Raw genomic sequence first — 23,100 nt, forward strand, 5'->3', positions numbered from 1 at the left:
ATCAGACTGCAACGAGGGGTAGGAATCGGTGTATCCAGGATCATTTGCCGCGCAGACACCGGACAAGCTGGCCGCCATCATGTCCGACAACAGCGAGTCGCTCACCTATGCGCAGTTAGAGGAGCAGTCGATCCGTCTCGCGCGAGTCTTGCACGAGCACGGCCTACGGCCCGGCGACTCGCTTGCTTTTATCGCGCCGAACTCGTTGATCTACTACGTCGCCTATTGGGCGGCGGTGCGCAGCGGGCTCTACGTCACCGCGATCAACAACAACTTGAGCGTCGACGAAGTGGCCTACATCGTCAACGACTGCGGTGCCCGGGCGTTCATCGTGCACGGTGCGTACGCCGGCAAGGGCGAGAAGCTCATCCCCGAGACGCCGAAGGTCGAGCTGCGCTTTGCGGCGTACGGCCCGATCGAGGGGCACCGCAACCTGGAGGACGCGCTCGCGGGAGCGTCGAGTGAGCCGATGGAAGATCAGCCGACCGGCCGGGAGATGCTCTACTCCTCCGGTACGACGGGCCGGCCGAAGGGAATCAAGGGCCCCCTGCCGGGATATCAGATCGGTGAGGAGCCCGACCCGCTGTTCCCAGTGTTTGGCGTGGCATACGGGTTCGGCACCGACACGGTGTATCTGAGCCCGGCCCCGCTGTACCACTCCGCGCCGTTCCGGTTCAGCACGATGGCCCAGTCCGCCGGCGGCACCGTCGTGGTGATGCCGAAGTTCGACCCGGAGGGCGCGTTGGCGGCGATCGAGCGTTACAAGGTGACGCACAGTCAGTGGGTGCCGACGATGTTTATCCGGATGCTGAAGCTCCCTGAGCAGATACGCACCAAGTACGACCTGTCGACCCATAAGGTCGCCGTCCACGCCGCCGCGCCGTGCCCGGTTGAGGTCAAGCAGCAGATGATCGAGTGGTGGGGCCCGATTCTCGAGGAGTACTACGCCGCAACCGAAAGCATCGGCGCGACGCTGGTGGGCTCCGAGACTTGGTTGAGCCGGCCCGGCACGGTTGGTCAAGCGTTGATGGGTGTCCTGCACATCTGTGACGACGACGGTAACGACGTACCGACCGGACAGCGCGGCGTCATCTACTTCGAGCGTGAGGAGTTCCCGTTCGAATACCACAACGCCCCGGAAAAGACCGCCCAGGCGAAGAACCCGCAACACCCGACCTGGGGGACGACCGGCGACATCGGCTATATGGACGACGAAGGCTTCCTCTACCTCACCGACCGCAAGGCCTTCATGATCATCTCCGGCGGCGTAAATATCTACCCGCAGGAGATCGAAAACGCGCTCGCGCTGCACCCCAAAGTGACCGACTTGGCGGTGATCGGCATACCGGACCCGGAGATGGGCGAACAGGTCAAGGCCGTCGTACAGCCTGCCGACGGCATCGAGCCGACCCCAGAACTCGCGACGGAACTTCTCGAGTTCCTGCGGGAGCGGATCGCACACTTCAAGGTGCCCAAGAGCATCGACTTCGTGGCCGAACTGCCGCGCACACCGGTCGGCAAACTAGTCAAGCACCAGATCCGCGCTCAGTACCTCAAGGGAGAGACGACATGAAGGTTGACGGCAACATCGGCGGCACTATCGACGGAACGGCCGGAGCCCGGCTCGCGGACATCCGCGCGCAAGTCGCGACGGCCGAAGACGTCGGGTACGACGGTGTCTGGACGGCAGAGACCAGCCACGACCCGTTCCTGCCGCTGATGCTGGCCGCCGAACAGTCCGCCGAACTGACCTTGGGTACGTCGATCGCGGTCGCGTTTGCCCGCAACCCCATGACCATGGCGGTCACCGCGAATGACCTGCAGTCCTTCAGCGGTGGCAGGTTCATCATCGGGCTCGGCACCCAGATCAAGCCGCACATCGAGCGCCGCTTCAGCATGCCGTGGTCCGAACCGGCCAAGCGGATGCGCGAGTTTATCGAGGCGATGCACGCGATCTGGGACTCGTGGGAATCGGGCGACCGACTCAGCTTCCGGGGCGACTTCTACACCCACACCCTCATGACGCCGATGTTCTCGCCCGGGCCTAATCCATGGGGTCCGCCGTCGGTCATGCTGGCCGCGGTCGGCCCGAAGATGACCTCCGTGGCAGCCGAGGTCGCCGATGGGCTGCTGGTGCACGGCTTCACCACCGAACGCTATTTCCGCGAAGTCACCATGACGCAGGTGGAGGCCGGGCTGTCGATCTCCGGACGTGATCGTGACCAGTTCAGCTTGATCTATCCCGGCTTTGTCGCGACCGGCCGGGACGAAGCTGAGTTCGAGGCAGCCTGCGCCGGCGTACGCAAGCAAATCGCCTTCTATGGCTCGACTCCGGCGTACCGCGGCGTGCTCGAGCTGCACGGCTGGGGTGAACTGCAGACCGAATTGCACGCACTGTCGCTACGCGGCGAATGGGACACGATGGCCGGACTGATCGACGACGACGTACTCAACGCGTTTGCCGTGGTGGGGGAGCCGGCGTCGGTAGGTGCGGAGATTCGGCGCCGTTTCGACGGGATCGCCGACAGGTTCAGCATCTACGCGCCGTACGACTTGGATGACGCCGTACGCCGTGACGTGGTGAGCGCGCTGCACTCCTAGTCCTGACGGTTGAAGTGCAACGTTATGTCCGGACGTCGTACGCAAACGTTGCACTCTAAAACGCTCGCTCCGGTCCTGTCAGGGGACGTCGAGTCGGTCGAAGGCGGTTACCGCAGCCGCGGCGGCGATCAATGCGACCGCGATGAGTACCAGCACTGACGTCGCGGAGAGGCCGTCCGTGAGTTGGTTGTTGCCGACGCTCCAATAAAACAGCGACACAAAACGTAGCGGATGCATCCACTGCACGGTGGTTGCGAGCGAGCCGATCAGGTACGACGCGGCGGCGAGGGCTGACACGACGCCCAGTGCGGTTCCGCGGCTGCCGGTCCATGCGCCGACCAGCAGTGCGAGGATCCCGAAGTCAACGCCGAGCAGCAAGGCGCCGATCGTGGCTCCCAGCAGCGGTCCGAGTGCGACCTCTAACTGGAACCACCGCCCGATGAGCGCCATGGCCAGGGTCAGGACGCCTACCGGAATCGTCAGCAGCAAAACTACGGCGAGTTTCTGCGCAGCGATCCGACGCCGTGACAGTGGCAGCGTGGTGACTAAGGACAGAGTCCCTTCTTCGGCCTGCCCGGCGATCGCCGAAGCGCCGTAACCGATCGTCATCAGCAACAGGATGAGGGGGAGGAAGTTTGCATAGACGTTGGCGTTGAGCCAACCGGACGGAGAGGTTAGCGAGCCCGTGACTCCGAACAGCGCGGCGACCGTCGAGTCACTGCTGACTAGATTGTCCAGGCTGCTGGAGTCCTTGAAGGCTGGGTAGATCACGACGACCACCAGGACGTACGCCGCCATGCCCAGCGAGTAGCCGATTATCGATCGGCGTCGCAGCCTGGCATCCAGGCGCAGGATGTCAACAGCCATGACGGGCGCTCCCGGCGGGCTGGTCGCGGTAGTAGGTCAGGAACAGCTCGTCCAGGTCGGCCCGGCGAGCGCTGATATCAAGCGCATCGAGCTGCGCAGCGAGCGCCAACACAGGCGCCACGGCCCCGGTTACGGACAGAGTCAGTTGGTCCGAGTCGTTGTTCGTGACCCGCACTCCTTCTAGAGCCGCGAACTGCGCCGGATCGACGCTACGGTCGAAGCGCAGTTCGATGGTGCGTGGCGCGGCTCGCCGGAGTGCCTGGACCGTGTCGGTGACCGCGATGTTGCCCTCACGGATGATTGCTACCCGGTCCGCCAGACGCTGCACCTCGTCGAGTTCGTGGGAGGACAAGAACACCGTGCGGCCATCGTCGGCGGTCTCCCGCACGAGGCGGGCGAATTCGCCCTGTAGGAGAGGATCTAGACCCGAGGTGGGTTCGTCGAGGATCAGTAGGTCCGGCCGGTGCATAAACGCCAGCACAATCCCGATCTTCTGCCGGTTGCCTTTGGAAAGGGTGCGGACCGGACGGTCCAACTCGACGCCGAACCGTTCGACAAGTTCATCGCGGTACGCCGTGTCGGTCTGACCACGGGCGCCGGCGACCCGTTGTAGATGCTGCCGGCCGGATAGTCGGGAGTAGAGGGCGAGTTCGCCTGGTAGATACCCGGTCAGGCGATGCACCTCCGGCGCATGTCGCGCCGGGTCGAGCCCGAACACCTCGACTCGGCCGGCGTCGCGACGGTACAGACCCAGCAGGATCCGAATCGTGGTCGACTTACCCGCGCCGTTCGGGCCGAGAAATCCGAATACCTCTCCCTGAGCGATCTCGAGACTGACCTGGTCGATACCAAGGTGACCGCCGAAACTGCGGGAGATCTTTTCCGCGACCACGACGGGCGGAGTCATCGCTTCCCCCTGTGTGTCCGGTCCTGCGCTGGGGGCTGGATGAAGATGCCCTCTCGGTATAGGTCAAGTAGTGCCGCCGACCAGCGCTGCAGGCCCTCGCCCTGGACGGGGTTGAAACCGAGCGCGGTTTGAATCTGCTCGCCGAGCAGAATTGTTGCCAGGTCGGCCACCAAGACGAATGCCGACAGCACGTCGTCATCGGCGCTAGGGCGCACGATCCCCGCCTGCTGCCACTGATGCAGTGCACCGCGCGTCGACTCAAGCAATCTGTCGAACAGCGCCTGCGCGGCCGGCCCGCCATCGACGAGGAGTCGCCGCAGGTAGGGCATCAACAGCGGCTCTTGTTGCAGTTGGTCGACAAGGCTGGCCTGCATCGATTCCATGGCGCCATCGACGGTGGATTCATCGCCCGAGACCGCGAGCACCTCCTCGAGTGCACCCATTGCGCGCTCGTCGGCGGCTTCCTTCAGGCCGCGCTTCGAACCGAAGTGGTGAATCACCAGCGACGAGGAAACTCCTGCTGCAGCTGAGACGTCCCGGATGGACACGGCAGTGGCGCCGCGTTCTGCGAATAGCCGCATCGCCTCTCGCAGGATGGCGGCGGTCGCCGTCAGATCTCCGGGTACTGGACGCATGTGCAGATTATTGCACAGTTGTGCAGCCCTCATCAACGACTTGGCCGCGCATCACCTCCGTCTCGGCATTGGCGATCGATCCGTCTTCAATCCACTCATTGACAGTCAGCAGTGACTGTGAAAGCGTCTCACGCATGACGACGCGAGACGACCAACGCGAACAGACCCGGGCGCGCATCCTCGACGCCGCAGTCACGACACTCCTTGAGTCGGGGTATTCCGGGGTGTCGACCCTCGCCGTACAGAAGGCGGCGAAGGTAAGCCGGGGCGCGCTGCTACACCATTTCGCGACCCGCGCCGACTTGTCAGCCGCCCTCGTCGAGCACCTCGTTGAACGCAACGAAACCGCCGTCCGCTCCGCGCTCAGCGATCTGCCAACCGATCTGGACCCTGTCGCCCGTGCGACCCGTGCGCTGTACGACGCGCTCTCCCGGCCGGCTTTCCAAGCAGAGCTCGAGTTGTGGGCGGCGGCGCGCACCGATCCGGAGCTGCAGGCCGCGCTACGCACCGCCGAACGCCGGGCTGGCCTGGACCTGCGGCGTGTCGTGGACGTCGCGTTCGGTGCGGCGTACACCTCGAATCCGGCGTACCCGCTCGTCGCCGATCTGACCATCGCGCTGCTGCGTGGGCTCGCGATCTCGCGCGTCTTGCGGCAGACCGACGCGCACGCGCGGCAGCTGATCGACGACTGGGCAAGCCTGGCACGTCAGATCTTCCAGCACGAAATCGTCGCTTCCTGACCCCTACAGATTGGACCCGCCATGACCGACTACTCGGCCCTGATCTACGAGACGCGTGACCACAAGGCCTACATCACGCTCAACCGTCCCGACCGGCTCAACGCCATCAACGACGAGATGCCTGGTGAAATCAACGCCGCCATCGAGCGTGCGAATGATGACGACGACGTACGCGTCATCATCTTGCAAGGCGCGGGCCGAGCGTTCTGCGCCGGCTACGACCTCAAGCAGTACGCCGAAGGTGATCCGACAAATCGCTGGGCGCAGGACGCCGTGTGGGACCCGATCAAGGACTACAAGGCGATGAAGCGCAACACCGACGACTTCTTCAAACTGTGGCGCTCGCTCAAACCCACCATCGCCAAGGTGCGGGGGTTCGCGATCGCAGGTGGAAGTGACATCGCGCTGTCCTGCGACATGCTAATCATGGCCGATGACGCGAAGATCGGGTATCCGCCCGCTCGAGTCTGGGGCTGCCCGACGACCGCGATGTGGGTCTACCGCCTCGGCGCGCAGCGGGCGAAACGGATGCTGCTTACCGGCGACACGATCCCCGGCACCCAAGCGGCCGAATGGGGACTCGCCCTCGAGTCGGTGCCGGAAGTCGAGCTCGACGAAGCGGTCGACGCGCTCGCGGACCGGATCGTCGGCGTACCGATCAACCAGCTCGTCATGCAGAAGCTGATGATCAACCAGGCGTACGACAACATGGGTCTGGGCGGCACCCAGATCCTCGCGACCCTGTTCGACGGGATCACCCGGCACTCCGCGGAAGGCCGGTGGTTCAAGGACTTCGCCGAACGCGACGGTTTCCACAAGGCCGTCGCGTGGCGCGACTCGGGCCGGCACATCCCCGACGGCGGCGGAGCATTGCCCACCGAAGCCGACCTCGCCGACCTTGGATGAACGATGACGCTGACGACGTCGTACTTCCCCGCAGACACTAGCGAACCAGTCCTCGAGCTGACCGTCGGTGACCTCCTGCGGATGCGGGCAGCGGACAGCCCGGACGAACTTGCGATTATCGAGATCGCGCCGCACAACAGCCCATCTCTCACGGGCGCCGACCGCACCGATCGCAGTTGGACGTACGCGCAACTACGTGATGAAGCCGAACACTGCGCGCAGTGGCTAACCCAGCACTTCGAACCCGGTGACCGGATTACCGTCTGGGCGCCGAATATCCCCGAATGGGTGGTATTGCAGTACGGCGCCGCGATGGCCGGACTCATCCTGGTCACGGCCAACCCCGCGCTGCGCGCCGAAGAGCTGCGGTTCGTCCTGTCGCAGTCGGGTTCGACGGGGCTCTTCCATGCCGATAGCTTCCGCGGCACCGACATGACCGCGATGGCGCGGGAGGCAGCAATGGGTCTCCCGTCTTCTCCGAGGTTGGTGAACTTCGCGTCGTGGTCGCGGGAAGTGCGCGGCTGGCGTGGCACCTCGCGGGAGCTGCCCGTCGTACGGCCCGAGGATCCGGCTCAGATCCAATACACCTCAGGCACTACCGGTACGCCGAAGGGCGCGCTGCTTCACCACCGCGGGCTCGTCACCAACGCGCGCTATATTGCCGTACGCGGCGGGCTAACCGAACAGGGCCGGTTCGCTTCGGCGATGCCGCTGTTCCACACCGCCGGTTGCGGGATGAGTGTGCTCGGCGCCGCGCACATGCGCTCTGCTTTGCTTCTGATACAAGCATTCGATCCCGAGCTGGTGCTGCGGGCGATGGCCGATCATCGTGGCGACGCGTTCCTCGGCGTACCCACCATGCTGATCGCGATGCTTAACCACCCCGACTTCGCTGGCTTCGATTTGAGCGCCTGCGCGGTCGCGATGTCGGGTGGTTCGTCGGTGCCGCCCGAGCTGGTACGCCGGGTCGAGGCGGCGTTCGGGTGCCGCTTCTCGACCGTCTACGGGCAGACCGAGCTCAGCCCAATCGTGACCCAAGTGAGTCCGACCGATTCTGAGACGGACAAGGCCGGCACAGCGGGAAAACCACTCTGGAACGTCGAGGTCAAGATCGCGGATCCGGTCACCGGCGAGCCGGTGCCGATCGGCGAGCAGGGCGAGATTCGGGCTCGTGGATATCAGCAGATGATCGAGTACTACGACAATCCTCAGGCCACCGACGACACCGTCGATGCCGATCGGTGGCTGCACACGGGTGATCTCGGCACGATGGACTCGCGCGGCTACCTGCGGGTGACGGGCCGGCTGAAGGACATGATCATCCGCGGCGGCGAGAACATCTATCCCAGTGAGATCGAGCAGCTCCTGTTCACCCATCCGGCCGTCGAGGATGTGGCCGTCGTCGGCGTACCGGACGACACGTGGGGCGAGCGGGTCGCCGCGATCCTGCGGCTACGCGACGATATGGCACGACCAACCCCGGACGAGCTTCGCGCGTTGTGCCGGGCACATCTTGCGCCGTACAAGACGCCCGCCCAGTGGTACGTCGCGGAGTCCTTTCCGCTGACCGGATCGGGCAAGGTGCAGAAGTTCCGGATCGCGGAGCTGCTAGGCGAGCAAGTTTACGAACCGCTCAAACCCTAGATCCCGCGATTGTGCTTTGAGTACCTCCGGACAATCAGTGAGCGGGTCTTGTGTGGAAGTTTCGTGCACGCCGACGTACACGAAACTTCCACACTAACTGCGGAGGCGGGCTACTTCCCATCCGCTGAGGTCCTCTCCCACAGTCGCGCCGAGGCCGATCAAGCACACGCGCGTAGGTCGGGCGTTACCGATTGTGCGGTACGTCGCGGAACGGTTTGTCCTTATCGAAGGACGGTTCGCGCGGCAGGCCGAGTGCCTTCTCGGACAGGATGTTGCGCTGGATTTGATCGGTGCCGCCGGCGATCGACTGCGCCGGCACCGAGATAAGGACCTCGGCGACGACTCCGTCCAGCGGACTGTCCGCGCCGGTCAACATCCCATCTGCGCCGGAAATCATCCCGTGTACGACGGAGGCCTGGCGTGCGATGTCGCTGTTGGCCAGTTTGCCGATCGAACCCTCGGGTCCCGGTGTGCGATCCAGGCTGCGCGCGGCCCGCGCGCGGTCGGCGGTCCATTGCGCCGCCTTCTGCATCGACAGCAGACGCGCGATTTCCTGGCGTACGACGGGATCCTTGTCCTTGCCGGTCGCCTGCGCCCGTGACACGACGAGGTCGACCCGGCCGGCGCGCTGCGGGTACCACTTGTACGTCTCAAAATGCGCGGCGGCTTCGGCCCGCGCCTCGTCAAGCGCGCGGCCGGGGGCGTCGCCGTACTGCGGTCGCGCCAGCGAGCCAAACTTCCGCTCGAACGCTAACGTTGTGAGCGCGACCCGCCATCCATCGCCTTGCTGGCCGACCATGTATTCATGCGGGATGCGGGCGTCGGTCATAAAGACCTCGTTGAATGACGCGTGGTTGTTCATCTGCCGCAGCGGTCGCGCTTCCACGCCTTCCTGGTGCATCGGGATGACGAAGTAGGTTAGGCCGCGATGTTTCGGTGCGTCCCAGTCGGTCCGCGCGACGAGTAGCCCGAAGTCGGCGTGATGCGCGCTGGTGTTCCAGACCTTCTGGCCGTTGATCACCCACGCGTCGCCGTCGCGCTCTGCGCGGGTCGTGAGCCCGGCGAGGTCCGAGCCGGCGCCGGGTTCGCTGAAGAGCTGGCACCAGGTCTCCTCGCCAGTGAGGATGGGGGCGAGGAAGCGATCGCGCAGCTCGTCCGATCCTTGCGCGAGGATGGTCGGCGCGGCCAAGTTGGTGCCGGTGCCAAGCGGGAGTCCAACGGCGCCACCGGCGCGGATCTCCTCGCTGACGACGTCGTCGGCCCACTTCGGAAGATCGCGTCCGTGCCACCGCTCCGGCCAGGACGGCGTCGCCCATCCGGCATCGACCAACCGTCGCCGCCATTCGACCAAGGACAGGTCGGGGTCCCAGTTTGACTGGATCCAGGCGCGGGCCTCCGCGCGCACGCTATCGGCATCGGGCTGTGCAGGCGTCGACATCACGGGCCGATCGTAACTCAATCTGAAAACGATGTCGATTTCATGTCGGCCTAGATTGCCGTCCAGGCAACCGCTGAGTTACGGTCGTTGGACTGCCCTTGTCGCGTGGGATCCCTTGGCCCCATTGCGAAGCGGCCCGTAGATTCCGAGGAGCACCGTGAAGTTCGTTTTCAGCGAGGAACAAGAAGAGCTTCGCCAGGAGGTACGGCGGTTCTTGCAGAAGACGTCACCGCTGACCGAGGTACGTCGCTTGATGGAGACCGACGAGGGCTACGACCCCGCCATCTATCGGCAGATGGCGCAGCAGCTTGGCTTGCAGAGTCTGGCGATTCCCGAGGAGTACGGCGGTGCAGGATACGGCTGGCTCGAACTTGTCGTCGTCTTCGAGGAGATGGGTCGCGGGCTCCTTTGCGCGCCGTACTTCTCCAGCATTGTTCTTGCCGCGTCGGCGCTCCTGGAGTCAGGCGATGACGCCGCCAAGCGGGACCTGCTGCCGGGCATCGCCGCCGGTACGACGCGCGCGACCCTCGCCCATGCCGAGGACAACGGGCAGTGGGATGGCAGTCAGATCGTCTTGACCGCGGTGCAAAGTGACGGCGACTGGCAGCTGACGGGGCACAAGAGCTTCGTCGTGGACGGCGCGACCGCCGACGTCGTACTCGTCATCGGGCGCACCGCCGCCGGACTGGCACTGTTTGCCGTCTCCGAAGGATTTAGCCGTACGCCGCTTGCCACCATGGACCAGACGCGCAGGCTCGCGCGCCTCGAATTCGCCGCGACACCCGCTCGGCTCATCGGCACCGACGGTGACGGCGAGCGGATCCTCAACGGTGTGCGGGATCTGGCCGCCGTCGCGCTCGCCTGCGAGCAGGTCGGCGGGGCGCAGGCATGCCTCGACATGAGTGTGGACTACGCCAAGATGCGCCATCAGTTTGGCCGGCCGATCGGCTCGTTCCAGGCGATCAAGCACTTGTGCGCGGACATGCTGCTCGAGATCGAGTCGGCGCGGTCTGCGGCGTACGCCGCCGGGTGGGCGATCGCCGACCAGGACGACGATCTCCCGGCGATTGCCAGCCTGGCGAAGGCGTACTGCTCGGACGCCTACTTCAACGCCGCCCGCAATACGATCCAGATCCATGGCGGCCTCGGCTTCACCTGGGAGCACGACGCGCACCTCTACTTCAAGCGGGCGAAGTCAAGCGAGTTCTTCTTCGGCGACTCGTCGTACCACCGTGAGCAGTACCTTCAGCGCTCCGGAATCTGAGGATTACGCGGTACGCCGCCGGCGCCCGAGGGCGACGAAGGCGATGCCACCCACGATCAGCCCAAGCGCGAGCAGCGACTGTTGCGGCGCCGCTATTCCGGTTTGTGCCAGGGTATGCGCCGGAGGGGTACCTCCGGAAATCGGGAGCGGCGCGGCAGAGGTCGGGGGCGGTGCGGGACTCTCGCCTCCGACAGGCGTCTTGGTCAGCTTGAAGTCGATTCCGCTCACGGATCCGTCGACCACGTTGAACGTGACCGTCGGCGGTCCGGCGACGGTATAACCATCTGGGGCGGTAACGGTGGCGACGTAATCGTCCGCGACGGTAAGTCCGGGGACGGTGTAAGTGCCTTCTGGCGCGGATGTCGTCGTACCAACAACTGTCCCGGCAGAATTAGTGATTGTGACGGTCACATTGCCCAGCGGTACGCCGTCCGCCGTGATCGTGCCCCCAGCGTCGAACGTCGCGAGCGGCTGCGGTGTTACGGCGAAGTCTTGGCCGCCGCGGATCTCACCGAGTTCGGTGATCGCGACTGAGCGCTGCGTGACGCCGTCGGCGGTGTAGCCGTCGGGGACGGTGAACACGATGTTGTATGTGCCAGGAGCGAGTCCGTCGAGGAAGTAGTTTCCGTCCGGGTCGGTGATGAGCGTCCGATTCCCGCCGGGTCCGGTCACCGTGACCGTTGCCCCGCTCAGCGCGCTGCCGGAGGAGGCATCGGTGACCTGTCCGCCGAGCGCACCGGGTCGGGTGAGGGCGAAGTCTTGTCCTGTGACGTCGGCCGCCCCAACCGCGACTCCTTGCAGCGGAGCGGCTGGATTGAAACCTTCTGGCGGCGATACGGCGATGTCGTAGTCGCCGGATGGCACATGCTCGAATACGTAGCTTCCATCTCCGCGCGTGACTGTCGTGACCGCCGTGCCGCCGCCGGCAGGGGTGAGTGTCACCGTCACTCCGCCGAGTGGATCCCCGCCGCCGATGACGGTCCCGCTCACCGCAGGTAGCTCGGCGAGGATGAAGTCCAGCCCGGTGACAGGCGATCCTGGCGAGATGTCGAACGCCAGCGAGGCGGGACCGGACGGAGCAAAACCGTCAGGTACGCCGGTGAGCGCCACGGTATAACCGGCGACCTCGGCGTTGTCGTCGAACAGGTAGTTGCCGGCCGGGTCGGTCGTCGTCACTTTCGCCGTGCCGCCGCCTGGCGGGGTAAGCGTCACCTCGACGCCGGCCACAGGATGACCGTCGGTCGTGGTGATGGTCCCGGATGCGGTCTGCGGAATTATCGCCCGCAGCGAGAAGTCGGCTGTCGCGTCGGCGCTCGCAGTGCTCACGGTCTGACTCTCAGGACCGCTCAAGGCGCAGCCGGGCGGAGCTTCGATGCGGACCGTGTAGCCGTCCTGTGTCGCGTATTGACCGAAGGAGTAGGCGCCGCCGACCGGGTTGGTCTGGGCCAGGTCCTCCCCGTTGGGCCCCTGCAAGAAGACCGTCGCTGCGTCAATGGAACAACTGCTGCCGGCCGGTGACGTATCGGTGACCGTGCCTGAGATCGTGCGCGCGAGGCTGGCGAACCAGGTCTGGTAGATAGGGAATCCGGCCCGGCGGGTGAAGGTGAAGGTGAGGCTCGAGATGGAGATGTTGGGTTCGAACCACGCGGACGCGCCGCTAGTGTCGGCGGCCGCGACGTTACCTGTCAGAGTCGATGTCGCCGGATCCCACGTGGGCAGATCGCTTTCGCCGGCGTAGTTGAAGGTGTCGTGTCCGGCCTTCCATTCATCGATCTGTGCTGCCGTCAGGTCGACGCCGTCGGCGCCGGTTGCGCTTATCTTGACCTGATCGCTATCGATGTCGCCCAGGACGAACGTCCAACCGGTATTGGGCGTCGGCGAGTCGAAGGTGTACGTCGTCGTCGACGGTGCGGTTGCCGTGTCGGCCTTCGGGCGGAGGTTGAGGTAGGGGTTGTTCCTGCTCGACCCATACTTCAGGCCGACCGGAGTCGGCACCGGACTCGACGCCCCGCCGAGGTACGTCGAGGCGCCACTCGGCAATTGGACATTTGCTCGTGAGTCGCTCGCGACCGTCGCCTTCGGGAATCCCTGAGCGGGCAGCTGCATAGTCGTCGCGTAGTTGTTCGAGGTGCCGGTGATCGGAGTCCACGTCGCCCATCCGCTGGTGACTTCGGCGTGAGCGGGTGCGATGCCGATCAGCAGCGCGCCGACACCAAGTAGTAGTGCCGAGAGAGTGCTGACTGTTCGCCGGATCATTGATCGCTCAATTCGTCAGGTGTTACGCGTAGGCGGAGTGAGCACCACATAGCAGTGCAGGCGATGCCTATTCGATATTTCTGTCGTTCGAATCAATTTGCAATAGTTGAGAGCGGCTGTCGTTGAGTGATTCATGACACGAAACCGCAGGTGAGGACCCCGACCGGGGCGCTCGGTCGGCCCAGTATGAGAGTCCGTCGACCCTGTCCGTCGGGCGACTTGGTCACATGACCAAAAAGTTTTTTCGATTTACTACCTTTTTCAATAATTATGGGCTTAAATAGGGGCAGCACAACTCGACAATGACTCTGGGGGGAGCGGCGTCGGTCGTGTGACAGCACGAGAACCAGATGGGGGTCTGTTACTTATAGCTGTCAGGTTGTAGGGTCGGCCCTCGCCATCTCAATGAGAGGCGAGGGCCGACTTGTGCCCAGGTGAGGGATCGACGGGCGATCGCGGTTAAAGCCAGCCGCGCTCGACCGCGCGAATTCCAGCCTGAAAGCGGCTCGACGCGCCCAGCCGCACCAGTATCTGAGACACATGCCGGCGAAATGTCCGCTCACTCACCGCTAATCTCTTGGCGGCGGCCTCGTCTGTCAGGCCGAGGCTCATCGCCCGGATTACCGCGAGCTCGAGGTCGGACGGCCGTCCGCTGGGAGCGACCGGGTCGATCTCACTTAGGGCTCGACCGCTTCGGAAGATTCCGTTAGCCAGGTGCCGAAGCCCGTTTACCAGCGCCGGTTCGCCGGTAATCAGGGCGCCTTCGCTTCGGGAGTCACGCACGATCGGCACCACTGCACGTACGCCGTCCGAGACGATGAGGCGATACGGGACGGCGTCCGCGAAATGGAATTGAGCGCCGTGGCCCTGCATGGTGTCGGTGTATTCGCGGACGCGTTGTATGTGCGAGAACTCGACCGGGTAGACGATCCGTAGCCGCACACCACGGTCGAGGAGCTCGCGATCGTTGCGCATCGCGGCGGTGAAGGCCTCCTCGGATGGGGCCTCGCCGGCGTGCAGGCTGAGTAGCTCGCGGCGGGTCCCGCGAGCGATCTCGACGAGCCGAGTTTGTAGGGTCGCGAGGTTGACGACCTTCTGAACCAGCAGTTTCCGATCGGGCTGGTCGTCGACGAGCATTCGATCGAGCGCCACCCGACCGGCGAGGACCCGTTCCTCTTGCGGCGTGGCATCGGCGTGGTTACGACTGAGCTCGCGTACGGCGGCATGACCATCAGAGTCTGCTGCACGGTATTGGGCACTCTCAAGTGCCCAGCGATGTAGGTCAGTGACCGGCTTTTTGCCCGCCGGACCGTCCGGTGGGTGAGCTGGCATCGGACACCACCATTCGGCACTCGCGGAAATTGCCTCAGCCTTCCTCCACCATATCGTGGCATCGCGCAGGTTTGCGCGCCGCGCATTGTGTTTTTGGCCAGGTAGATCGCGGTGTGGGCCGCCGGCGCCTACTGGAAGCGTCGGCAGTCCCCGTTTTATTGTTCGGTGCCACTGTGCCGTGGCAATCGACAAGTCGTCGTGGTGTTCCAATCCGCACCGATGTTGGCTCCGAACCTCCATTGAACGCGTGAGATCCAAACAAGTTGGGTCGCGTCGGCCCTTACACCGACGGACGCGAAGAGGAGGAATTCGATGACTCGGCGGCGTATTGCGGTCATAGGTAGCGGTGTTGCGGGTCTGACCGCGGCGTACGTGCTGCAACGCGAGGCCGATGTCACGCTGTATGAGGCCGACTCTCGGCTTGGTGGACACGCGCATACCCACGAAGTGCTGGATGACTCCGGCACGTCGATCCGCGTCGATACCGGCTTTATCGTGCACAACGAACGTACCTACCCGCAGTTGATCCGGCTATTCTCCGAGTTGGACATTGCCACCGCCGACTCGGACATGAGCATGTCCGTGCAGTGCGGCGGATGTGGATTGCAGTACGCCGGGGCGCGCGGTCTGTCGGGACTCTTCCCCTCCAGTAGAAACGTCGTAAACCCGCGTTACCTTTACCTACTCACCGAGGTCGTTCGTTTCCAGAGGGCGGCGCGTGCGTTGCTTGCAAGCGACGACGGCGCGAATCGGACGGTCGGTGAGTTCGTCCAGGCGGGCCACTTCACTGACTACTTCCGGTCGCATTTCCTCACTCCGCTGATCGCGGCGGTGTGGTCGACCCCGCCGCAGCTGACCGAGCTGTATCCGGTCCGCTACTTGTTTGAATTCCTGCAGAACCACGGCATGTTGTCGATCAGCGGTTCGCCGCAATGGCGCACGGTCGTCGGTGGATCCGCACGGTACGTCGAAAAGGCCGTCAAATCGCTCAGCGCCGTACTCACCTCGACCCCCGTGCGCAGCGTCGCGCGGGCGGGTGCGGGAGTGACCGTCCGTGACGACTCCGATCAGCTCGCTCAGTACGACGCGGCGGTAATTGCCAGCCACCCCGCACAAGCGTTGAGCATGCTGGCCGCGCCGACAGATGCGCAGTCGCACGCGCTCGGCGCAATCGGCTACTCGAAAAACCCGACGATCCTGCACACGGATACGGCGGTGCTACCGGCCGCGCGCAAGGCGCAGGCGTCCTGGAACTACTTCCTGCCCTCGTGTACCGCGACGGCCGATTCGGTGCACGTCAGCTATGACATGAACCGCCTTCAGAATCTGCCGACCGATACCCGTTACCTCGTCACCCTCAACGATGACGGTGCCGTACGCCCGGATGCGATTGTCGAGCGGATGCAGTACGAGCACCCGATCATCACGCCGGAGGCGGTCGCCGCGCAGGGCGAGCTCGCCGGCCTCAATGATGGGGTGCTCGCGTTCGCTGGCGCCTATCACGGATGGGGTTTCCACGAAGACGGTTGCCGCTCAGGAGTGGATGCCGCCAGAAGTCTGGGGGTGCACTGGTGAGTATTGCCCCCGACGAGACTCGGACCGAGCAGGCCATTAAGACGCCCGCTATCGCGACGCCGGCCCGCTACGACGTACAGATCACGCACCGACGCCGTGAACCGCTGGACTACCGGTTTACCAATCGCTCGCAGACGTGGCTGGTCGATCTCGACGCGCTCCCGCAGCTTCCGCGGTTCGCGCGAGGACTGTGCCGGTTCGACGGCCGTGACCACCTCAGTGGCGCGCGCCGTACGATCCGCGCCAACCTCGACGACTGGCTCGCCGACGCCGGACAATTGCGGCCCGCTCGGGTTTTGATGCTCGCCCAGCCACGAGTGCTCGGCTACGTCTTTAACCCCTTGACGGTGTTCTACTGTTATGACCGTCAAGGGCGAGCGATGTACGTCGTCGCCGAGGTTGCCAACACGTACGGAGGGCGTCAGTGCTACCTCCTCCACCCCGACGAAGCCGGCCGCGCGCAGGTCGACAAGGACTTCTATGTCTCGCCGTTCAACCCGATCGACGGCGGTTACGAAATGCTGGTCCCGCAGCCGGGTCCACGGCTCACGGTGACGGTCACGCTGCGACGGCCAGGCGCTCTCCCTTTCACCGCGGCCATGACCGGCGCTCGTGCGCCATCGGCGCCCCTCTGGTCCGCGCTCACCAGACCGCTGCTATCCAGAGCGACGATGTTCCAAATCAAGCGCCACGGAATAACCCTCTATATACGTGGTTTGCGTCCTACAACACGCACGAAGGAGACAGGCAATGTCACTCACACTCGATAGTAAAGAGGTTATCGACCGTCGGCTGTGGCCAGATGTTGCGGTGACGCCTGATCGACCGATCCGGGCGCTGGTAGCGCGCCGGCTGGTCCGCCGCGCACTTAAGACTCTGCCGCTGCGCGTGACGACCGCTGACGGCCGACAGTTCGGAGCCGGTGGGCCGAATGACCCTTCGCTGCACCTGGTGCGCCCCGACGCGTTCTACCAACGGCTTGGCGCTGGCGGGCTGATCGGCTTTGGCGAGTCATTCATGGCAGGTGACTGGGTCGCCGATGACGTGGTCGGCGTACTGACCGTCCTCGCTCGGCGATTGGAGAAGCTGGTGCCGCCTCTGCTGCAACGCTTCCGCGGTCTAGCCGTGCACGCGCGGCCAGGCGCTGATCGAAATACCGTCGACGGCGCGCGGGAGAATATTCATCGACACTATGACTTGTCCAATGAGTTGTTTTCGCTTTTCCTCGATCCCACGATGACGTACTCCTCGGCGCTCTTTGATGCCAATCGCCCGTACGACGAGCAGGACCTGGCCGAGGCGCAACAGCGCAAGGCCGATCGACTCCTCGACATTGCCGGCGTGCGCGCGGGTAGCCGGGTGGTCGAGATCGGAACGGGCTGGGGCGAGCTCGCGATCCGGGCGGCGGCCCGTGGCGCCCAGGTAACGACGACGACGATCTCGCACGAGCAGGCACAGTTGGCTCGTCAGCGAATCGCCGATGCGGGGTATGCCGACCGCGTCGACGTACGCGAGCAGGACTATCGCGACGTCACCGGCGAGTATGACGCGCTGATCAGCGTCGAGATGATCGAGGCGGTCGGTAGCGATTATTGGCCGGAGTACTTCCAGACCATCGAGCGGCTGTTGGCTCCGGGCGGCCGGGCGGCGCTGCAGGCGATCACGATGCCGCACGACCGGATGCTGGCCAGTGCCCACACCTATACCTGGATTCTGAAGTACATCTTCCCGGGCGGCCAGATCCCGTCTGTGACGGCAGTGACCGAACACTCCCAGCGCGCGGGCTTGCGGGTCTCGACCCGATTCGCGTTCGGCGCCGACTACGCCGAGACGCTGCGGCGGTGGCGCGCGCGGTTCGAGGAATGTGCCGACGAGGTCGATCGACTTGGGTTCGATTCGATATTTCGTAAAATGTGGTCGCTCTACTTGGCGTACTCCGAGGCCGGGTTCCGGTCCGGTTATCTGGATGTGGTCGGGTTCGAGTTGACGAAACCAGGCTCGCGGTGAGCGCTGATATCCAAAATCGACCGTGCGTCCGCGACCGCCGCGCCGATCTGGCACAGTTAACGAGGTGCGATTCTTGCGATCGGTCCCTGCCGATGAGGCGCCCCTCGATGAGGAGACTCTCGAGCGGTTGCTTGCCGCCTCGGCGACGGGGGACGAGCAGGCATTCGCGCGCCTTTACGATCGGACGTCCGCTCGGCTTTATGGGCTGGTGCTGCGCGTCATACGTGACAGCGCCCAAGCCGCTGAAGTTACCCAAGACATATATGTACAGGTCTGGCGTGACTCCGCACGATTCGATCCTGCCGCAGGCAACGCGATGGCGTGGCTACTGATGATCGCGCACCGGCGGGCGGTCGATCGTGTGCGTGCCTCCGAAGCCTCGCGGCAGCGCGACGATCGGTACGCCACGCGACAGACTGAACGGTCCTACGATCAGGTGAGTGAACAGGCGCATGCCAACATGGAGGCGCAGCATGTGCGCAAGGCGCTCGACGGCCTCACCGATAACCAGCGCGACGCCTTGCAGTTGGCGTACTTCGACGGTTATACGCATCGCGAAGTAGCTGCGATGCTGGAAATACCGCTTGGTACGGCGAAGACCAGGATCCGCGACGGACTCATTCGATTACGAGATGCGATGGGGGAGCGATGACGATGCCTGATCTCCACGATTTCACCGGCGCGTACGTCGTCGATGCTCTCGACGAGGACGAGCGCGCCTCCTTCGAGGCGCACCTGGAGAACTGTCCAGACTGCGTAGCGGAAGTACGCAGCCTGCGCGACGCGCTTGGCGAGTTGAGCGACAGCACGGCCGTGGCGCCGCCGCCGGAGCTTCGCGCGAGCGTGTTGGGCGCGATTACTCACGAGGCACAACCGCAGAGCGTCACGCAAGAGCCGTCATTACCGGACAATGTCACGCCCCTTCGCGCTCGCCCTTCGAGGCGCTGGCTGTGGCCGGCGACGGCCGCCGCGTGCGCGGTGATCGCGATCGGTGGGACCGGCTGGGGGTTCGCGCAGCATCGTGATGCGACCAAGAATGCCGACCGTATCTCGGCCATCACCACGGTTCTAGGAGGGTCCGACACCGTCACCGTGAGTGGCCCGATCGGTTCCAGCGGCAACGCCAGCATCGTCTACTCCAAGGCGGAGCAGAAACTGTTGCTAATCGGAAACGACATCCCGGCACCCCCGGACCACAAGACCTACCAACTCTGGATGATCAGTCCTCAAGGAGCCGCTACCTCCGCGGGGACCTTTGCGCCCGACTCCGGCGGTCACGTGCTGCTCCAGGCTAGCGGCGACGTCGCGGGGACTGCGCAGATGGGCATTTCGGTTGAACCGGCCGGCGGTTCAGCACAGCCGACCAAGGGTGCGATCCTCGCTGTCATGCCTCTCTAGGCCTCACGAGCTGGACGGATTATGTGTACCCGTGGTGAGGCTGGCGTGTGATCCGCGTGCAATTCTTCAAGCGGCCAAGGAAAGTTGCGTTTCTACTACCGCTGACCAGGAACTTAGTATTAGATGAGCGAACACAGATCAATTGAGGACTCCGGGGGGAGCCGCATTGACGCCGTGCGAGGCTCGGTCAAAGGATAGATGGGGATCTACTCTTTCGAGCATCCGGTGGAGATGCCGCGGGGCCCCGCAACCGTTAGTGGTTGCGGGGCCCCAGTGCTTCTAGCGAGAGACGCCAACGGTCCATTGACGCGCGCCAATGCTGAGGCGTAGGCGTCGCGCGTGGTCTTTGAAGAGACGATGAGGTCGTCACCAGCGAGTTAGCTTGGCGGATTCGGACGTTGAGAGGTTGGGGGAGTCTGCGGCGATGCCGAACTCGCCTCGGCGGCGAGGGCGATGTTGCGCAGCATCGCGCCGAATACGATGCCGTGGAATGGGTATACCGACCACCAATACAGATGCCCAAGAAGTCCACGTGGATGGAATAGCGCACGCTGGCGCAGCGAAACCGGGCCGTTGCCGCTCTGCTCGATCACGAACTCGAGCCACGCAAGCCCCGGCAGACGCATCTCCGCGCGCAGCCGAAGGACCCGCTCATTATCGGCTTCCTCAACCCGCCAGAAATCCAGCGCGTCACCGATCACCAGCGTGCTCGCGTCCCGCCGACCCCGTCGCAGCCCCGGTCCGCCGATGACCCGGTCCGCGAATCCACGCAGACGCCAGGCCAGTGGCCAGGAGTACCAGCCGGTGTCGCCGCCGATCGCGTTGATCACTTGCCACAGTTTCGTCCGGTCCGCGTCGACCTCACGCGCCCGCTCATCGGCATACAGTGATCCGCCCGCCCAGTCGGGGTCGCTCGGTAACGGGTCACTCGGGGCGCCGGCCGTCGATGCCGAGGACCACCTGCTCACCACGGCGCGGTCCTGAATCTTGGTCAGTGCCAGGCTGATCGCTCGGTCGAACGGCGTCAATCCGGCGTCCGGATCCGGGACGTAGTCGGCGATGTCGTGTTCCTTGCACACGACCTCATTGATGAGACTCGCGACGAGCGGCCTCGCGATTGACTTCGGCACCGGTGTCACGAGCCCGACCCAGTGGCTCGAGAGCGCTGGGCTGAGCACGGGGACCTTGATCACCCGGCGTGGTGGGAGACCCGCCACGGACGCGTACCTGGCCATCATCTGGCGGTAGGTCATCACGTCGGGGCCGCCGATGTCGAAACCACGACTGACGCCGGCTGGTATTTCGGCGGCGCCGACGAGATAGTGCAGCACATCGCGAATGGCAATAGGCTGAATCCGGGTGTCCACCCACCGCGGGGTCACCATCACCGGCAGCCGCTCGGTCAGGTAGCGCAGCATCTCGAATGACGCCGACCCCGACCCGATGATCACCGCTGCGCGCAGGACGGTTGTCGGTACGCCGCACGTCAGAAAGATCTCCTCGACTTCCTGACGTGACTGAAGATGCATGCTCAGCTCTTGGTGCTCTGGGTACAGCCCGCTGAGATAAACCAGATGACCAACGCCGACGTCACGCGCGGCCGCAGCAAATGACCGTGCGGTCTGGCGGTCTTTCATCGCGAACTTCGTGCCCGTGCCGATCGAATGGATCAAGTAGTAGGCGACGTCTACGCCCGTGAGCGCTTCGGTGACCGCGGCCTGGTCGGTGGCATCGGCCTCGACGATCTCGACGAGGTCGATCCATGGGCGACTCTCCAGCCGCCGTATGTCGCGCGCGAGAATCCGGACCCGATAGCCAGCTTCGAGCAGTTCGGGCACTAGCCGTCCTCCGACGTACCCCGTCGCGCCCGTGACGACGACGAGCTTGCCGGCGCTCACCGGCCGCCTTGATTCTTCTGGGTGACCGCGGCGAATGTGTTGATGAAACGGCGCGAGAACCAGCTCATGATGAAGCTCTTTTCGTTGGACGGCGCCGGTGACGTCGTCGCCGCAGACGGCTGGCAGGAACTCTATGCGTCAACCGCCGTGCGCGCAGCCCTCCTGCTCCCACGGACGCAGGTTTAGAGCACCTTTGGCAGACTGAATCCATGAGTACCTCGGTGCTGTGGTTTCGGCGCGATCTCCGGCTGGGCGATCATCCGGCGCTGATGAGAGCTGCCAACGAGGGACCGGTCGTCGCCTTGTTCGTGCTCGACCCGGCACTGCGCGCTACATCGGGAAACGCGCGGCTCGCGTTCCTGCTCGCCTCTCTTCGATCGCTCGATGCGGACCTGCGCGCACACGGCGGGTCGCTGACCGTTCGTGTCGGCAAACCCGATTCCGTCGTACCGGAGATGGTCCGCGAGTCGGGCGCGCGCTCGGTGCACATCAGCGCTGATTTCGCGCCCTACGGCGCCGAGCGGGATGCGCGAGTAGCGGAAACCCTGGGCACTGTCCCGCTCGTGCGCACCGGTTCGCCGTACGCTGTCGCTCCCGGCAGGGTCACTAAGGAGGACGGGAATCCATACAAGGTCTTCTCAGCGTTTTACCGGGCGTGGCGCGCGCACGGGTGGCGCGGCCCCGCCGCATCCGATCCCTCAGCCGTCGACTGGGTAGCCGCGGACGGGGACGGCGTACCCGAGACGCCGCTGGCGCAGATCCCACTTCCGGAGGCGGGTGAGCAGGCCGCTCACCGAGTTTGGCAGAAGTTCCTCGGAAGTCACCTGGCCCATTACCCCGACGTACGCGACCGCCCGGATCTCGACCACACCTCGAGGCTTTCGCCTTACCTGAAGTTCGGTGCGATTCATCCGCGGACGCTGCTCGCGGATCTCACGCCAGATGACGAGACGTTCGTCAAAGAGTTAGCGTGGCGTGAGTTCTACGCCGCCGTCCTGCATTTCTGGCCGTCCAGTGCCCACGACTATTTCCAGCCACGGATGGCCACCATGGCCTACGAGACGGGCCCGGACGCCGATGAGATGTTCGAGGCATGGGCGAGCGGAAACACCGGCTACCCGATCGTCGATGCCGGAATGCGCCAGCTGCTCGGGGAGGGCTGGATGCACAACCGAGTACGGATGATCACCGCGTCGTTTCTCGTGAAGGACTTGCACCTTGAATGGACACGCGGTGCCCGGCATTTCATGCACCAGCTCATCGATGGCGACCTCGCGAGCAACCAGCACGGTTGGCAATGGGTCGCCGGGACCGGCACCGACGCCGCGCCGTACTTCCGCATCTTCAACCCCGTCACTCAAGGGAAGAAGTTCGATCCCGCGGGCGATTACATCCGTCGTTGGGTCCCGGAGCTGTCGGCGCTGGAGGGTCGCGATATCCACGAGCCGTGGCGCCGCGCGGCGGGTGCGCCGAGCGGTTACCCGCCGCCGATCGTCGAGCATGCGCATGAACGTCTCGAAGCCCTCGCCCGCTACAAATCGGTTACTTCCAGTCCGAGGTAGAAGCGCATCTACGTGCGTGAGCCGCGCATCCTGAAGTGACGCGAGCTCGTGACGGCCAGTGCGTCTAGCT

Annotated in this window: 20 protein-coding genes; 13 read left to right on the forward strand and 7 right to left on the reverse strand. The window is 64.5% G+C overall.

What is annotated here, in order from left to right; all coding sequences use genetic code 11:
* Window positions 1-28: 28 nt before the first annotated feature.
* Both CLV47_RS00845 and CLV47_RS00850 read left to right on the forward strand, forming a co-directional pair.
* Entirely contained in the window at window positions 29-1,573 is a 1,545-nt protein-coding gene (locus CLV47_RS00845; protein ID WP_106347105.1) for an acyl-CoA synthetase, read from the forward strand.
* Complete coding sequence (locus CLV47_RS00850) at window positions 1,570-2,601, forward strand: LLM class F420-dependent oxidoreductase (RefSeq protein WP_106347106.1); 1,032 nt, start codon at window positions 1,570-1,572, stop codon at window positions 2,599-2,601. Before CLV47_RS00845 ends, CLV47_RS00850 begins: the two co-directional genes overlap by 4 nt.
* Window positions 2,602-2,679: 78 nt before the next feature.
* Here the strand turns inward: CLV47_RS00850 and CLV47_RS00855 are convergent, their stop codons facing one another.
* Genes CLV47_RS00855 through CLV47_RS00865 form a run of 3 tightly spaced genes read right to left on the reverse strand, consistent with a single transcriptional unit; the run spans window position 2,680 to window position 5,010 of the window.
* Window positions 2,680-3,468, reverse strand: a complete 789-nt coding sequence (locus CLV47_RS00855) for an ABC transporter permease (protein ID WP_106347107.1) — start codon at window positions 3,466-3,468, stop codon at window positions 2,680-2,682.
* Window positions 3,458-4,375: an ABC transporter ATP-binding protein gene (locus CLV47_RS00860; protein WP_106347108.1), complete on the reverse strand. Its 918-nt coding sequence runs from the start codon at window positions 4,373-4,375 to the stop codon at window positions 3,458-3,460. Before CLV47_RS00860 ends, CLV47_RS00855 begins: the two co-directional genes overlap by 11 nt.
* A complete protein-coding gene (locus CLV47_RS00865) occupies window positions 4,372-5,010 on the reverse strand; it encodes a TetR/AcrR family transcriptional regulator (protein WP_170110895.1) in 639 nt (212 codons plus the stop codon). The genes CLV47_RS00860 and CLV47_RS00865 overlap by 4 nt, the downstream gene beginning before the upstream one ends.
* Window positions 5,011-5,144: 134 nt before the next feature.
* On the opposite strand from CLV47_RS00865, the gene CLV47_RS00870 reads away from it, so the two are divergent.
* Genes CLV47_RS00870 through CLV47_RS00880 form a run of 3 tightly spaced genes read left to right on the forward strand, consistent with a single transcriptional unit; the run spans window position 5,145 to window position 8,300 of the window.
* Entirely contained in the window at window positions 5,145-5,750 is a 606-nt protein-coding gene (locus CLV47_RS00870) for a TetR/AcrR family transcriptional regulator (protein ID WP_106347110.1), read from the forward strand.
* A 21-nt stretch (window positions 5,751-5,771) separates the two neighbouring features.
* Window positions 5,772-6,656 carry a crotonase/enoyl-CoA hydratase family protein gene (locus CLV47_RS00875; protein ID WP_106347111.1) on the forward strand — a complete coding sequence of 295 codons (885 nt, stop codon included), beginning with the start codon at window positions 5,772-5,774 and terminating at the stop codon, window positions 6,654-6,656.
* A gap of 3 nt (window positions 6,657-6,659) precedes the next feature.
* The gene (locus tag CLV47_RS00880) at window positions 6,660-8,300 is read left to right on the forward strand and encodes an AMP-binding protein (RefSeq protein ID WP_106347112.1); all 1,641 of its coding nucleotides are present in this window, start codon (window positions 6,660-6,662) and stop codon (window positions 8,298-8,300) included.
* 184 nt (window positions 8,301-8,484) lie between these two features.
* Here CLV47_RS00880 and CLV47_RS00885 read toward each other — a convergent pair whose 3' ends face one another.
* Window positions 8,485-9,738 carry an acyl-CoA dehydrogenase family protein gene (locus CLV47_RS00885; RefSeq protein ID WP_106347113.1) on the reverse strand — a complete coding sequence of 418 codons (1,254 nt, stop codon included), beginning with the start codon at window positions 9,736-9,738 and terminating at the stop codon, window positions 8,485-8,487.
* A gap of 157 nt (window positions 9,739-9,895) precedes the next feature.
* On the opposite strand from CLV47_RS00885, the gene CLV47_RS00890 reads away from it, so the two are divergent.
* A complete protein-coding gene (locus CLV47_RS00890; protein ID WP_106347114.1) occupies window positions 9,896-11,002 on the forward strand; it encodes an acyl-CoA dehydrogenase family protein in 1,107 nt (368 codons plus the stop codon).
* Window positions 11,003-11,005: 3 nt separating this feature from the next.
* Here the strand turns inward: CLV47_RS00890 and CLV47_RS00895 are convergent, their stop codons facing one another.
* Both CLV47_RS00895 and CLV47_RS00900 read right to left on the reverse strand, forming a co-directional pair.
* Complete coding sequence (locus CLV47_RS00895) at window positions 11,006-13,258, reverse strand: MSCRAMM family protein (RefSeq protein ID WP_106347115.1); 2,253 nt, start codon at window positions 13,256-13,258, stop codon at window positions 11,006-11,008.
* Window positions 13,259-13,717: 459 nt separating this feature from the next.
* Window positions 13,718-14,590: a helix-turn-helix transcriptional regulator gene (locus CLV47_RS00900; protein ID WP_106347116.1), complete on the reverse strand. Its 873-nt coding sequence runs from the start codon at window positions 14,588-14,590 to the stop codon at window positions 13,718-13,720.
* Window positions 14,591-14,902: 312 nt separating this feature from the next.
* On the opposite strand from CLV47_RS00900, the gene CLV47_RS00905 reads away from it, so the two are divergent.
* The 5 genes from CLV47_RS00905 to CLV47_RS00925 all read left to right on the forward strand — a co-directional run bounded on the left by CLV47_RS00905 (window position 14,903) and on the right by CLV47_RS00925 (window position 19,570).
* A complete protein-coding gene (locus CLV47_RS00905) occupies window positions 14,903-16,165 on the forward strand; it encodes an NAD(P)/FAD-dependent oxidoreductase (protein ID WP_106347117.1) in 1,263 nt (420 codons plus the stop codon).
* Window positions 16,162-16,935, forward strand: a complete 774-nt coding sequence (locus CLV47_RS00910; RefSeq protein WP_202862304.1) for a DUF1365 domain-containing protein — start codon at window positions 16,162-16,164, stop codon at window positions 16,933-16,935. Before CLV47_RS00905 ends, CLV47_RS00910 begins: the two co-directional genes overlap by 4 nt.
* Window positions 16,916-18,172 (forward strand): SAM-dependent methyltransferase, encoded by a 1,257-nt coding sequence (locus tag CLV47_RS00915; RefSeq protein WP_106347119.1) that lies wholly within the window; start codon window positions 16,916-16,918, stop codon window positions 18,170-18,172. The genes CLV47_RS00910 and CLV47_RS00915 overlap by 20 nt, the downstream gene beginning before the upstream one ends.
* A gap of 73 nt (window positions 18,173-18,245) precedes the next feature.
* Window positions 18,246-18,824: an ECF RNA polymerase sigma factor SigK gene (sigK, locus tag CLV47_RS00920; protein ID WP_202862305.1), complete on the forward strand. Its 579-nt coding sequence runs from the start codon at window positions 18,246-18,248 to the stop codon at window positions 18,822-18,824.
* A gap of 2 nt (window positions 18,825-18,826) precedes the next feature.
* Window positions 18,827-19,570, forward strand: coding sequence for an anti-sigma factor (locus tag CLV47_RS00925; RefSeq protein ID WP_170110896.1), 744 nt, complete (start codon window positions 18,827-18,829; stop codon window positions 19,568-19,570).
* Between the two features lie 377 nt (window positions 19,571-19,947).
* Here the strand turns inward: CLV47_RS00925 and CLV47_RS00930 are convergent, their stop codons facing one another.
* Entirely contained in the window at window positions 19,948-21,468 is a 1,521-nt protein-coding gene (locus tag CLV47_RS00930) for an SDR family oxidoreductase (protein ID WP_177557450.1), read from the reverse strand.
* A gap of 42 nt (window positions 21,469-21,510) precedes the next feature.
* Here CLV47_RS00930 and CLV47_RS21935 point away from each other — a divergent pair, with 42 nt between their 5' ends.
* Together CLV47_RS21935 and CLV47_RS00935 are read left to right on the forward strand one after the other, a co-directional pair.
* A complete protein-coding gene (locus CLV47_RS21935) occupies window positions 21,511-21,654 on the forward strand; it encodes a hypothetical protein (protein ID WP_170110897.1) in 144 nt (47 codons plus the stop codon).
* Between the two features lie 23 nt (window positions 21,655-21,677).
* On the forward strand, window positions 21,678-23,030 hold the full coding sequence (locus CLV47_RS00935) for a cryptochrome/photolyase family protein (protein WP_106347122.1): 1,353 nt from the start codon (window positions 21,678-21,680) through the stop codon (window positions 23,028-23,030).
* Window positions 23,031-23,100 lie beyond the last annotated feature (70 nt).

The sequence above is a fragment of the Antricoccus suffuscus genome, assembly GCF_003003235.1.
GTDB classification, from domain to species: Bacteria; Actinomycetota; Actinomycetes; order Mycobacteriales; family Antricoccaceae; genus Antricoccus; species Antricoccus suffuscus.

Bases quoted from the DNA above. Each gene is read 5' to 3' on its own strand.
- CLV47_RS00850 (WP_106347106.1), top strand. From the start codon at position 1,570: ATGAAGGTTGACGGCAACATCGGCGGCACTATCGACGGAACGGCCGGA.
- CLV47_RS00855 (WP_106347107.1), bottom strand. From the start codon at position 3,468: ATGGCTGTTGACATCCTGCGCCTGGATGCCAGGCTGCGACGCCGATCG.
- CLV47_RS00860 (WP_106347108.1), bottom strand. From the start codon at position 4,375: ATGACTCCGCCCGTCGTGGTCGCGGAAAAGATCTCCCGCAGTTTCGGC.
- CLV47_RS00865 (WP_170110895.1), bottom strand. From the start codon at position 5,010: ATGCGTCCAGTACCCGGAGATCTGACGGCGACCGCCGCCATCCTGCGA.
- CLV47_RS00870 (WP_106347110.1), top strand. From the start codon at position 5,145: ATGACGACGCGAGACGACCAACGCGAACAGACCCGGGCGCGCATCCTC.
- CLV47_RS00875 (WP_106347111.1), top strand. From the start codon at position 5,772: ATGACCGACTACTCGGCCCTGATCTACGAGACGCGTGACCACAAGGCC.
- CLV47_RS00880 (WP_106347112.1), top strand. From the start codon at position 6,660: ATGACGCTGACGACGTCGTACTTCCCCGCAGACACTAGCGAACCAGTC.
- CLV47_RS00885 (WP_106347113.1), bottom strand. From the start codon at position 9,738: ATGTCGACGCCTGCACAGCCCGATGCCGATAGCGTGCGCGCGGAGGCC.
- CLV47_RS00895 (WP_106347115.1), bottom strand. From the start codon at position 13,258: ATGATCCGGCGAACAGTCAGCACTCTCTCGGCACTACTACTTGGTGTC.
- CLV47_RS00900 (WP_106347116.1), bottom strand. From the start codon at position 14,590: ATGCCAGCTCACCCACCGGACGGTCCGGCGGGCAAAAAGCCGGTCACT.
- CLV47_RS00905 (WP_106347117.1), top strand. From the start codon at position 14,903: ATGACTCGGCGGCGTATTGCGGTCATAGGTAGCGGTGTTGCGGGTCTG.
- CLV47_RS00915 (WP_106347119.1), top strand. From the start codon at position 16,916: ATGTCACTCACACTCGATAGTAAAGAGGTTATCGACCGTCGGCTGTGG.
- CLV47_RS00925 (WP_170110896.1), top strand. From the start codon at position 18,827: ATGCCTGATCTCCACGATTTCACCGGCGCGTACGTCGTCGATGCTCTC.
- CLV47_RS21935 (WP_170110897.1), top strand. From the start codon at position 21,511: ATGAAACGGCGCGAGAACCAGCTCATGATGAAGCTCTTTTCGTTGGAC.
- CLV47_RS00935 (WP_106347122.1), top strand. From the start codon at position 21,678: ATGAGTACCTCGGTGCTGTGGTTTCGGCGCGATCTCCGGCTGGGCGAT.